The organism is Psychrobacter sp. 1Y6 (assembly GCF_052258385.2).
Taxonomy (GTDB): domain Bacteria; phylum Pseudomonadota; class Gammaproteobacteria; order Pseudomonadales; family Moraxellaceae; genus Psychrobacter.
Genome location: NZ_JBQQEW020000001.1, coordinates 1,824,605 through 1,837,720 on the forward strand (window position 1 = coordinate 1,824,605; position 13,116 = coordinate 1,837,720).

Here is a 13,116-nt window from a genome sequence, read left to right on the forward strand (position 1 = left end):
TAACTAGCTAATAAAGTTAAAACGCTATGAGTTAAAATACTATGCTAGATCATTGTTTCTAGCATAGTGTTCTCTAATAATGTACCTCTTAATACAGAGTCTTTTAACATAGAGACTTTTAACATAGTGTTTTCTAATAAAGCACCTTCTAATATAGCGCTCTCCAGCATAGTATTTTTAGAACAGCACTGTCGACAATTTGCATGAACTACTAGCCTCTCTTCTAGGTTCTCACTTAACGTAGTCTACCGTAACTCATTTCCAAAACGTTTACGCACCTGACGCAAGTATAAAGCTGGCGCAATACGCCACAGTAAACTGCCAAAGCGTGAGATAGGGTCCGGCAATATCCAACGTTTGCGCAGCTGCAAACCTTGATCGATCTGTTCGGCCATCCACTCAGCACTACGCATATTACCGATCATTGACCGTGGATGCTTTGCAATACTACCATCACGGCCGAGCGCATGGTTCTCGATAGGTGTATCAAGAAAGCTGGGATAGACCATAAGGATATGTATACCCTCAGACTTTAGTTCCAAGCGCAATACTTCAAAGAACTGTGTCAGCGCACCTTTTGCCGCACAATACGCTGCCCGTCCAGGAACGGGCATCCAGCCAGCCATTGAGCCGATACATATAATTTGACCTTTAGATTCTCTTAGCATCGGTAGCGCAGCCATAGTCAGCTCCACTGCCCCCTGCCAATCTACCGCCATTACTTTGCGAAACACCGCAGGATCAGTCTGATGTGCTGGTGATCGATGGGTAATCCCAGCATTATTCACCAATAGATCAAGACGGCCAAAACGTTCACCGACTTGCTCAATAAGCGCAGCAATATCATTAACTTGAGTGATATCAGTGACGACTGTCATAACTCTAACTGAGTCCTCTAACTCACGAGCGCGGGCGATCAGCGCTTGCTTATCTATATCAGCGAGTACTAAGTGATGTCCAGCAGCATACCAGTGCTGTGCCATTGCCCAACCAAGTCCTGATGCAGCACCAGTGATTAAAGTAACATTTATTGATGACATTGATGACATTGATGGCATCGATGATTATCTCCCTATTTGGGTTTACGCAATCCATTACATTCGATGAAGTACTCGAAGGTTTCGGCAGACGTTTTTTCTAAACAATAACCAAACTCTTCTTTGAGTCGCCTATTACTCAGTACTGGGCGATAACGCAAAAAATTAACCTGTTCTGGTCCCGTTGGCTTACCGGCCCACTTTGCCACCTGTAAGCCAGCTTTAACCAAACCCACTGGCAGAGTCAATAGCGGTTTATTAAGTCGGTTTGCGATATCCCTCATCGTCAATGCGCCATCGCCTGCCATGTTGTAGATGCCTGTTTTATCCTCGCAAATACCTATTTCCATAGCGCCGATCACGTCTTGATCCCAAATAAACACAAAAGGCGACTCACTGCCTTTGAGCGCAAGCACACGCGGTGCCATAAACAGACTGGTAATTTGATTTCGCGTATCAGCACCTAGTACTGTGCCAGGCCGAAAAATCAACTGCTGTAATTGTGGATGCTGCTCGCGGAATTCTGCAAGCATTTCCTCGACTTGTCTTTTGTGATCCGAGTAAGCAAACTCAGGATTACCGCGTAGGGCATCCTGCTCATCAATCCATTCAGGATTGTCAGCATGATAGCCGTAGGCAGCACCCGAGCTAGTGAGCGTTATATGTGCGACACCTGCTTTGATGCAGCAATCAATTACATTGCGCGTGCCATTGACATCGATATCATAGTCACGAGCACGATCTTTTGACGCTTGCAAGATAGAAGCGAGATGCACGACATGGGTGATGCCATCTTCTTTTAGTAGCGTTGCCAAACCCTCATCGCGTACATCTAATACGTGAATCGGAAAGTCTAGATCATCACGCTTACGAAGATCTGTGCCGACTACATGATAATGAGCAGCCAGACGATTGCCCAACTGATGGCCGATGTAACCTGCGGCACCAGTGATTAATATACGCTTGTTCACTATGCGTTTATTCACTATGCGTTTATTCATTGCGCTTTTATTCATAGGGTATCCGTGCCCAAATTTGTGAAAGTGTCAGTCCTGACACCAAATGCCATACGCCCCAGAATGCCGTAATCAGCATCATGCCGCCTGCTTCTGGGAAAAAAGTAAATAAAATAACCAGTCCTAGCCCTGAGTTTTGTATTCCTACTTCTAAAGTCACCGCGCGCCGATCCGCGACTGGCAACTTGAGCATCAGCCCCATGCCATAACCCAACGAAAGCGCCAATAAATTATGACCAACGACCAGCCAAAAAAAGCTATGAAAACGTTCTAAAAAGAGCGCAAAATTGCTAGAAAAAGCGATCGTCACAAAAGCCATCAGTACAAGTAGCGAGAAGATACGTAGCGGTTTTTGGATACGTACGACCAGATCGGGCAAGCGTCGTCCTGTTATCATCCCTAGTACTAAAGGTAACGCTAGCACTAATAGAACCAGTATCAGAATACTACTAGGCTCAATCGTTATCTTTGTCAGATACTCACGCGTGTGTGGGTTAAGCCAACCATAAAATGCAAAATTGACTGGCGTTAATATAGCCGCAGCGAGACTTGATACCGCTGTCATACTGACTGACACCGCGACATTACCGCGTGCCAGCCAAGTCATAATGTTAGAAAAACTACCACCTGGGCAAGACGCGACCAAAATCATTCCTAGCGCCAGCTCGGGATCGATATTCAACGCCCACGTAAACAGACACGTGGCTATTGGCAATAAAAAGAACTGAGCGAACAGACCCGCTATCGGCGCAATAGGAGACAAAACGATACGCTTAAAATCTTCAAGACGTAAACTCAATGACACGCCGAACATCATCAGCGCCAAGATGAGATTGAGCAGAATCAAGCTCCGTGGCTCAAACGCCACTGCCGCTATCATACCTCTGATGCCAATACAGGCTGTTCTGTTTCGAGCTCAGCGATATGCTTGGACAGCGTCTCTAAGTATTCATCTTTATTCACATAATATGCCATACGCGCAAGCTTAATATAGTCATAGCCCCCATCGAGTGTCTTGCCTGCACGCTTACGCTTCACTTTATTGAACTGTTTAACGGCTGCTGTATTTTGCTGACGCTGCTGAATATATAGTGCGACAAGCCTCGCTTGTTGATTTCGACCCTCCCAGCCCAACCCTGCGGCCTCAACCATACCCATCATAAATAAATTATTATGCTCAGGATGAAAGACATTCATATAAAGCTGCGGCGCGTCATGATTGGCAGGCCAATTAAGCTGCGCGCGCTCAATAAATGGATAGTCTAGTAAATACCCAGTCGCCATAAGAATCAAATCATAATCATGACTTTCACCATCACTAAAGCTCACCGTATGACCATCGATGCGGCGAATATCACGGCGTGCTTTAATATCGCCATGACCCAAATGATGCAATACCAATGAATTGACCACAGGATGTGATTCGTACATGCGATAGTTTGGGTTTGGCAGTCCATAATCAGAAGGTTTACCGATGACCATACGAATCATCGCTGCATCCATACGCTGCTTAACTGGACGCGGTAATTTTAGTTTTCCGCCTAGTGTGTCAATCGGCTGACCTTTGATAAATTTAGGCAGAAAGTAATAGCCGCGGCGCAGACTGATATCGACCGACTTGGCATGATGTACCGCGTCAACAGCGATATCAGCACCCGAATTGCCACAGCCAACGATCAACACACGTTTGTCATTAAACACTGACGGGCTACGATATTCAGAAGAATGCATCAACATGCCTGCGAACGTACCTGGCAAACTTGGCATATTGGGGGTATGTAAAGTGCCATTTGCCATGAGGACACCATCAAACAGTCGCGATTGCTTTCGACCATTACACTCACTGACTAAGCGCCAGCCGTCCCCTTCAGGCACCATGCTGACCACACGCGTGGAGAATTCGTAGTGTGATTTTAGATTGAACGTATCTGAAAAATCGCGGAAGTATTGACGGAGCTGGGTATGATGAGGATACGCCGCGACTGAGTCACTCATAGGAAACTCTTTGAACTCCGTCATACGCTTGGACGAAATCAAATGGGCACTTTCATACATGGTACTGTGCGGATTGTCGATATCCCATAGCCCCCCTACATCTGTATGTAGCTCAAAGCCGACAAAAGGAATATTGAGTTTTTGCAAATTTCGGGCTGCAGCGAGCCCCATTGGACCTGCTCCAATTACTGCGTACATAAGCGCCACCTTTAAAATCCATTTCAATTATATAAATCAGTCAATTCCGTTTGACTGCACCTCTGGTGGGCGATACCAGCGTACTCCATGCCCGTGATAAAACAATATCATACATTGATACATGAACTGGCTCAAATGAATAAATTGTCCATATAGACTACTTATAATAGGTAAATCCATCCTCTGCTTTATACTTCTTTTTTGCTCGCTCTATACAGCCTAATCTTCTCCCAAATATAAAAGCATTGCCCTACTTATAGATGATGCTATTAGCACCTTATCAAGCAACAGCCGTACTTTACCAAACCTAGTATATTTAAAATTGACTCAGTAATTCATTGTAATAGAAATGATTATCATTATAATAACGATTTAAATTACATGCTGGAAATATTCATGCAACTGTCTCGCTTATCTGCTGCTTTGTTTCGTCTTAACTCTCTGAATGTGTCTGGCGCTTCTCTACGACTAGCGTCCATACCCTCACGTTTGCCATCAACGAAATCGCTACCTCTAAAAACACTATGTTCAGTCATCATACTAACCACAAGTCACTCGGCATGGGCGCTAGTAGATGATGCAGATACTCAAACCACCCCTAATGTGGTACTGGACACTATCGTCGTGACCAGTAGTGCTGATGCGTCCGCAGATGGGCTACCTAGCGCATATGAAGGTGGACAGGTAGCAACAGGCAGCCGCGTTGGACTCTTGGGCAACCAAGACATCATGGACACGCCGTTCTCTACCACCTCATATACCAATGAATATATCGCCAATCAGCAAGCGCAAAGTGTGGGTGACCTACTCAAAAAAGATTCTACTGTACGTGTGGCTAGAGGTTTCGGTAATTTTCAAGAAGCGTATTTTATGCGTGGGTTTGTGACCACCTCAGACGATACGATGTTCAATGGTCTATACGGCATACTACCTAGACAATATATTGCAACTGAATTGTTTGAGCGCGTCGAAGTACAGCGCGGTGCCTCAGCGATGCTAAATGGCGCAGCACCGAGTGGTGGTAGCGCAGGTGGTACTATCAACCTGTTACCCAAACGAGCGGATAATGAGCCGCTAAGTCAGCTAACGGTTGGTTATGGTCAAGGTGACCAAGGTAAGGTCGCAGTAGATGTCAGTGATCGCTTTGGTAGCGATGATGCTATTGGTGTTCGTTTTAATGCTGCTTATCAAGATGGTGACAGCGCTATCGATGATGAGTCATTGACTTTGGGTTTGGCTGCCCTTGGTTTAGACTATAGAGGAGATCAGTATCGTCTATCAGCCGATTTGGGCTGGCAAGACAATAAGCTGTCAGAGACTCGTCCTAGTGTGACGCTTGCTGGTGTCTCTCATGTATCAAAAGCACCAGACGGCTTAAAAAACTGGGCGCAACCTTGGAGTTATTCAAACGAAGAGGATGTCTTTGGTACGATTCGCGGAGAATATGATTTTAATGACAACATCACTGGTTATGGTGCCTACGGTATCAGACATGGTGATGAGGACAACTCGTTAGCCAATCTTACAGTATCTGACGCAGATGGCACTGGCTCAACCTCCCGCTTTGATAACGTTCGAGAAGATAAAGTCCAAAGTGCTGAGCTTGGTCTGCGTGGTCAATGGCAAACAGGTAAGATTGATCACAACTGGGTAATCGCAGCTAATCTTTACGACCAAGAGGAAAAAGGCGCTTACGCTTTTGAAGATGGACGTCCTACTAATTTATACAATCCTACTAGTTATCATGATAACAACTGGTCGGATAGTGCCGTTTTTGTAGGTAATTCAGATAATCCAACACTTACGGGCGAAACTCAACTACAGAGTTTTGCGCTCGCAGACACGTTCTCACTGTTCAACGATAAGCTAAAAACTACGGTAGGCGTACGTCATCAAAATATCAAAACAACCAGCTATGACTATAATACCCAAGCCAAAACAGCTAGCTATGATGAAAGCGCATGGACACCAAGCGTCGGTATCGTTTATCAGCCAACGATGGACTGGTCTGTATATGGCAACTATATTGAAAGTCTTGCCAAAGGTGCCGCTGCGCCATTGGTTGATAATTCTGGCAATGCCATAACCAATGCAGGACAAAACCTAGATCCCTATGTAAGCAAACAAACTGAGCTAGGTGTTAAATACGACAATGGTGTGATCGGTAGCAGTTTTGCCATATTCCATACTGATGAGCCACGAGCTTATATCGATGACAATAATACCTTTACCGCGACTGGCGAGAACCGTCATCAAGGTGCTGAGCTAACTGTCTTTGGTAGTCCAAGCGAAAACATGCGCCTCAATGCTGGTGTTACCTATCTAAGTGCTAAGCAAAAAGATACTGGCGATAGTGCATTAGATGGCAATAGCGTCATTGGCCTGCCTACTTTACAGAGCAACGTCAACCTAGAGTATGATTTAGCCGCCGTTGAAGGACTGACATTAACGGGCGATATCATCCATACAGGTGCGCGTTATGCCGATGCCGCCAATACCTTAAAAGTTGATGGCTATACTACCCTAGATTTGGGTGCTCGCTATCGTACTATGCTGGCAGGACAAAACGTTACTCTAAAAGGTATGGTGACCAATGTCACAGGTGAAGACTACTGGCAATCTGTAGGTGGATTACCAGGCTATGGCTATCTAAATGCGGGCGAGCCAACGGCCTTAAAAGTATCGGCAACGTTCGACTTTTAAGCTTTATTAGTAGGCTTTATTAGGTTCTATAAAAGGGATTAGGCGCGACCTACTCCCTTTTATGCTATCAAAAATTTATTTTATTACTGAGTTACTATGCCTTCTCGTACCACAGCGTCTTCTCATACCACAGTGTCCTATCGTACGACCCCTTCTTTATATCATATGATTTGGGCGAATTATCGTCTGCCTTTTCTCAAAGTCATTCTGCTAAATCTGGTCAACGCAGCTGTCAGTGTCGGTATCATTGCCTATATCAATCACACCTTTATTAGTCAGCCAGTATTTGATACTTTATCTTGGCTCAGCTTGGGGCAGTTTTCACTGCTGGTACTGTTACTGCTGGTGACGACATTTTTGTCGCAATATGCCTTAACGCGATTGGGGCATCGATTTGTCTATGAGCTTAGAACCAAATTGGTCAAACAAATCATCGATACCACCGTTCCTCAAATAGATCATTTGGGTAGTGCACGCTTACTTGCCAGCTTGTCTTCAGATATTCAATCGATTACCGTTGCTTTTGTCCGTATGCCAGAGCTTGTACAAGGTATTATTTTATCTGTTGGCGTTGGGCTATATCTGGGATGGTTATCGTTGCCATTATTGTTTATTGTCATGTTTTGGATTGTGATGACGATTTGGATCAGTACCATATTGGTCAAGCATGTCTATACGCATTTGACCGAGTTGAGAGAGATTAATGACGCGTTATATCAGGATTATCAATCGATAATAGAAGGACGCAAAGAGCTAGCACTTAACCAACACCGAGCAGAAAAACTGTATACAGATGACTTCTTGGCTCATGCCAAATCGTACGAGAAGACCGTAACCAAGTCTGATACTTTTCATTTATCAGCGGTGAACTGGTCCAATATTATGATGTTTGCCTCGATTGGCGTGGTGTTCGCGGTATCGAATTATCTGAATATACCGATGGGTGTCGCCACCACCTTTTCCTTAACGATTCTATTTATGCAGTCACCCATTCTGCATGCAGTTGGTGCGTATCCGACCCTACAGACTGCCCAAGTGGCACTAGACAAAATACAGTCTCTAGAGCTGGCTGACTATCAAGCAGCATTTATGACTGACCATGTGGCAAAAGACTGGCAATCGATATCACTGACTGACGTTGGTTATCGCTACGGCGGCATCAATACGCAGGCACAAGAGATAGCTGTTGACGCAAATAACCCTGCTGATGATATCTTGAAATCGGTCAACCTTACTGTGAGACGTGGCGATGTGGTGTTCTTAATCGGCGCCAATGGTAGTGGCAAATCAACTCTCGCCAAAATCATCACGGGGATTTTCACCCCTACCACAGGCTCTATACACGTAGACCAAGGCATCGTTGATTCAGAGAGTAATGCCGATTATAGACAGCTGTTTTCTGCTATCTTTAGTGATCAGCATCTGTTTAAACAGCTCATTGGAAATCAGGGCAATCAACCTAATGAAGCACTGATATCTGACTGGCTGCATAAGCTCAATCTACAAGAAAAAGTAAGTGTGTCTGACCATAAACTCTCTACAGATAAGCTGTCGCAAGGTCAGAGAAAACGCTTGGCAATGCTAATCGCTGTCGCTGAACAGAAGGATATATTACTGCTCGATGAGTGGGCAGCCGACCAAGACCCTGCCTTTCGCCGCGTGTTTTATCAGACGCTCATCCCTGAGCTAAAAGCCATGGGTAAGACACTGTTTATTATTAGTCATGATGATGGTTATTTTGAGCATGCTGATCGATTATTACTAATGAAAGAAGGCCGTCTCATTGAGCTAAATGCCGAAGAGCGACAGCGTGCCAGCAAAGATGCCATTGCTATGCTTAAGTAAGCAATGCTTTAACTACTAGCATGAACCGAGCTATTTCAATCCTATAAAACGTTTGATCAACTTTAAGCTAAATGGCAGTTAATCTAAGCATTTTTTAAGCAAAAAAAGGAGCGCCTTACTACAAGACGCTCCTTTGCTATATAAGGAACAACATTATTCTGCTATTCACTTATTTTAATAACTTCTGTAAAAACCCAACTCGAGAAATCACCAAGAAGTCTAATAGCGCGATAGCCACAATCGCAATAATAGCAGTCGGGAATATGATAGCCACAACTAATAAAGGAATAGCAAGCGGCCACCAGACGGAAACATTTAAGCCGCGAGCTGGTGGGTTTAATCCCACGCTATCACTCGCCTGACGAGGGCGACGCTGCCACCACATGATATAGCCACTGACACAAATAGCGATTACTGCTAGGCAAAACAGCACATTAGCCAGTACGCTCCACCATCCGAGCGTGCCCATATGCAGCGCGATACCAGCCGCCATGAACTTACCAAACGCATTATAGTCGTCAAAATGAATATCAGCTAAGACATTACCCGAATAACGGTCAATATGTACCGTACGATCTGCTGTCGGACTTTTCATATCATAGCTCATTGAATCTTGGCTAATGGTCCAGACGCCTGTACTACCTTGTGGTAGGTTCAATTGATAACGCCCTTCAAAACCGATTTCACGAGCGTAACGATCCACTGTATCAATCATAATTGGGATATTGGCGGCAATACCATCTTTACCCATAGTCGTGCCTGACACAGGCATTGGCGTCAGCTCAAGCACCCAAGGAACTTCTTTGGTGTCGCCCGAGTTTAGAGCACTGCCATGCGTGGGTACTTCAGTATGCGCTTCAGACGCTGCCGCACCATGTACATGCGGCGCTGGTGTAGACTCTTGCATAGCAGCATGTTGACTGTGGTCAATCGATACCGGAACAGGCGCAACGCCCCACTTACCCGCAGGAAACTGGCTCCATGCTTGCACCACTCTTTCGCCCCATACACCTGCCCATGCCATACCTGATATACAGAAAAACAGTAGCAGCACAGATATCCAACTGCCCAATGTCGCATGAATCGTACGGATAAAAGAGCGTTTTTTCTTATTGGTTACCCTCTCGTTAGGTATCAACATCGCTTTGACTGATTTACGTTTCTGCCACCACAGATACCAACCAGACAGAACCATCAAAATAGTCAATGATGCCGCCGTTTCTAACAGATAATCACCGACTTTACCAATCAGCAAATCACTGTGAATATCATTGAACGTACTATAAAGATCGCTACTAGTAGGCACACTTTGGACGATATCAGCCGTATAAGGGTTGACTGCCACCATATTGCTTTGGTCGTCTGATTTTATCTGAAATAAAGCCACCGTATCAGTATCACGAGGGGCGATATATTTAATCAGTGTGCTATCAGGCAAGGTGCTCAGCGCGTTTTTTGCTTGAGTAGAGACAGGTGCTTGAACTGTAGACTCTGGCACGACAACCGTTAAGCGGTCGTTGTCACGTCCTACTGTGTTAGACATAAACAGCATACCGAGCGCCGTTATCGCCAAGACAACTAGAAAGGGAGCAACAAAAACACCTGCATAAAAATGCCAACGCCACACTGTGAAATAGCGTTGGTTATTGGTGGATTGGTTGGAGGGTGTGTCCATAAATGTGACCTTAAACAATCTTTGGTTGCTCAATGAACAACGTAAACCTATCGATAATAGTGATATATCTGCTTGCAAGACCAATCTTAAAAGGTCTCGCAGAAAGCTAGAATAACGCCGATACAGTGATGTAAAAACTATACTGTAAATAATTGTATTCAGAATGCTGCTGCATAATACGAGAAAAATCTAAAAAAAACTATTGTTTAAAATACATCACTCAAAACAGCAAGTCTGCGTGACTCTATTCGCAATACTGCTTCATTTGCAATACTGCGCCTCTACCTTTTTAAGTTCTGCAAATACTTCTCAAAACTGTCTCGTTGTAATTTTTTAATGATAATAATTATCATTAGTGTTATTATTGGCGTCGTTGTAAATTTGCTTTAACTGTTATACATAATATTTAATCATTTTAGTCCAAGAGGAAATCTGATGCGGTCTCATCTAACCACTAACGTCATTCGCAAAAAATATCTCACCACAGCAGTACAAATTGGCCTGATCATGGGTATGAGTCACGCCGCTTACGCTGTAGAGACGACAAACAATACTGAAAACGATGAGGCTGCTACACCATCAGCCACCTTAGATGCTATTACTGTCTACTCAGATGGCTATCGTAGTACTGGCACCAAAACTGCATTGGACCCAAACGACGCGCCAATGAGTTATACCAGAATCGATCAAGACCTGTTGCAAAAGCGTCAGGCAGATAGTGTCAATGCTGCATTACGTTATGAGCCAGGCGTAAGCTCTGAAAGCCGCGGTACGGTATCTGTCTTTGATGAGTACAATATCCGCGGATTTAAAACCTATTCAAACTTTTATGACGGACTAAGACTGCCCTACGATGGCGCTTGGAACCTAATGCCACAAGTCGATGTCTATGCGACTGAAGCGGTCGAAGTCGTGAAAGGACCCGCCTCTTCCCTTTATGGCTATGCAGCACCCGGTGGCATGGTGAACCAAATAGCCAAAGCCCCTAAAAGCACTCAAGAGAACGAAGTACAGCTACGACTCGGTAATCAAAACCTAAAAGAAGTGGCCGTCGATAGCACGGGGCCTATCACCGACACCTTGAACTATCGCTTAGTCGCGCTAAAACGTCAAAAAGATGGACAAATGCAAACCACAGAAGAAGAGCGCTTGCTGATTAATCCGTCGCTTGAATGGCAGGCAACTGATGATGTCTCGGTACTTGCCAATCTGTTTTATCAAGATGATCCAGAGATGGTACCTTCTACCCCATTGCCTGCTGTCGGCACCGTATATAAGGCAAGCTATGGCAAGCTAGACAGTGATGCCTATGCAGGCGATGAATGGAATAAGTTTAGTAAAGAAGTATTTATGCCAAGCGTCACCGTAAACTGGGATATCAATGACCAGTTAACTTTTAAACATATCACGCGCTATACCGATGCCGAAGCACAGCAACGCAATATGTATAATAGAGGGTTTGTAGAAGGTAGTGACACGATTCTCAATCGCGTGGCATATACCACGGATGAGAGCATGAATAATTGGACCACGGACAACCAACTGGCCTATACATTCGATACTGCCAATACCTCGCACAATCTACTGTTCGGTGCTGAGTATCAAGAGACAGACAGCAGCGCGATTTACTATGATGCTGGTGCAAATGGCACGCCAAATCTTGACTTGTCTAATCCAGACTACTCACAAATAAATACGGCTACGCTACCGCTAGATACCTATCGTCAGACGCAAGATATCGAACAAAGCCAGCTTGGATTCTATGTGCAAGACGAGATGAGGTGGCAAGATTTGACCGTTGTAGCCGGACTACGTCACGACAACTTCGAGAGTACGACCGAGCAAACTGACGCCTCTCAAGGTGCAGTTTATAATAATGAGACGTTTGGTAATGATGCATCAGAAACTAGCGGCCGTTTTGCTGCGATTTATGATTTTGACAATGGTTTATCACCATTTGTCAGCTATTCAGAGTCATTCCAGCCCGTTGTTGGTAGCAACTTTATTACTAATGAACCTTTTGAACCAAGTACTGCTGATCAGCTAGAAGCAGGCCTCAAATATCTGTCTCCAGACCGTGCCACTCAAGGAACGCTTGCCGTATTCGATATCACACAGAAAAATGTCGTAGTAACCAATCCCGCTGATTATCGACAGAAAGTTCAAACTGGTGAAATTGAATCAAAAGGCTTTGAGATATCAGGCAGTCGTATGCTTAATGACTGGGTAGATCTCGCGGCAAGCTACAGCTATACCGATGCTGAGATCACAGAAGATGAGTTCAACCCTGATGTGGTCGGCAACACTCCTGCCCAAACTGCTAAACACAAAGCCACACTATGGGCAGACTACTATGCTACGGACAAACTCACTCTAAATGCTGGCATTCGCTATGAAGATGGTATGCAGATTGATAAACAAAACTCAGATGAACTGCCAAGCGTAACGCTGGTAGATGTCGGCGGTAGCTATCAGATCAACCCTATGCTGGCTGTGGGTGCGAGTATCAACAATCTATTTGATAAGACCTATGTTAGTTCTTGTTATAGCATCGCTGACTGCTGGATGGGACCTGAACGTCAAATGTCAGTCAGCCTAAAAGCTAATTTTTAATCAAATTTACAAGCAGCGGGTTGGTTGTATTAGT

8 protein-coding genes are annotated in these 13,116 nt (G+C 44.7%); 3 read left to right on the forward strand and 5 right to left on the reverse strand.

All coding sequences use genetic code 11. The features are described 5' to 3' along the window. Positions 1–245: 245 nt before the first annotated feature. From ACTXGF_RS21415 to ACTXGF_RS21430, 4 genes are read right to left on the reverse strand one after another with little or no spacing between them, the layout of a single operon-like run. Positions 246–1,040 (reverse strand): SDR family oxidoreductase, encoded by a 795-nt coding sequence (locus ACTXGF_RS21415; protein ID WP_443534898.1) that lies wholly within the window; start codon positions 1,038–1,040, stop codon positions 246–248. A gap of 32 nt (positions 1,041–1,072) precedes the next feature. Continuing rightward, entirely contained in the window at positions 1,073–2,053 is a 981-nt protein-coding gene (locus ACTXGF_RS21420) for an SDR family oxidoreductase (protein ID WP_443534900.1), read from the reverse strand. Next, complete coding sequence (locus ACTXGF_RS21425; protein WP_443534901.1) at positions 2,046–2,933, reverse strand: bile acid:sodium symporter family protein; 888 nt, start codon at positions 2,931–2,933, stop codon at positions 2,046–2,048. Before ACTXGF_RS21425 ends, ACTXGF_RS21420 begins: the two co-directional genes overlap by 8 nt. After that, positions 2,930–4,246 (reverse strand): flavin-containing monooxygenase, encoded by a 1,317-nt coding sequence (locus ACTXGF_RS21430; protein WP_443534903.1) that lies wholly within the window; start codon positions 4,244–4,246, stop codon positions 2,930–2,932. Before ACTXGF_RS21430 ends, ACTXGF_RS21425 begins: the two co-directional genes overlap by 4 nt. 396 nt (positions 4,247–4,642) lie before the next feature. On the opposite strand from ACTXGF_RS21430, the gene ACTXGF_RS21435 reads away from it, so the two are divergent. After that, a complete protein-coding gene (locus ACTXGF_RS21435; RefSeq protein WP_443534905.1) occupies positions 4,643–6,949 on the forward strand; it encodes a TonB-dependent receptor in 2,307 nt (768 codons plus the stop codon). Positions 6,950–7,045: 96 nt separating this feature from the next. Continuing rightward, positions 7,046–8,794, forward strand: a complete 1,749-nt coding sequence (locus tag ACTXGF_RS21440) for a multidrug ABC transporter permease/ATP-binding protein (RefSeq protein ID WP_443534907.1) — start codon at positions 7,046–7,048, stop codon at positions 8,792–8,794. Between the two features lie 169 nt (positions 8,795–8,963). On the opposite strand, the gene ACTXGF_RS21445 is transcribed toward ACTXGF_RS21440, so the two are convergent. Next, entirely contained in the window at positions 8,964–10,469 is a 1,506-nt protein-coding gene (locus tag ACTXGF_RS21445) for a PepSY-associated TM helix domain-containing protein (protein WP_443534908.1), read from the reverse strand. Positions 10,470–10,904: 435 nt separating this feature from the next. On the opposite strand from ACTXGF_RS21445, the gene ACTXGF_RS21450 reads away from it, so the two are divergent. Then, on the forward strand, positions 10,905–13,082 hold the full coding sequence (locus ACTXGF_RS21450; protein WP_443534910.1) for a TonB-dependent siderophore receptor: 2,178 nt from the start codon (positions 10,905–10,907) through the stop codon (positions 13,080–13,082). Positions 13,083–13,116: the final 34 nt, after the last annotated feature.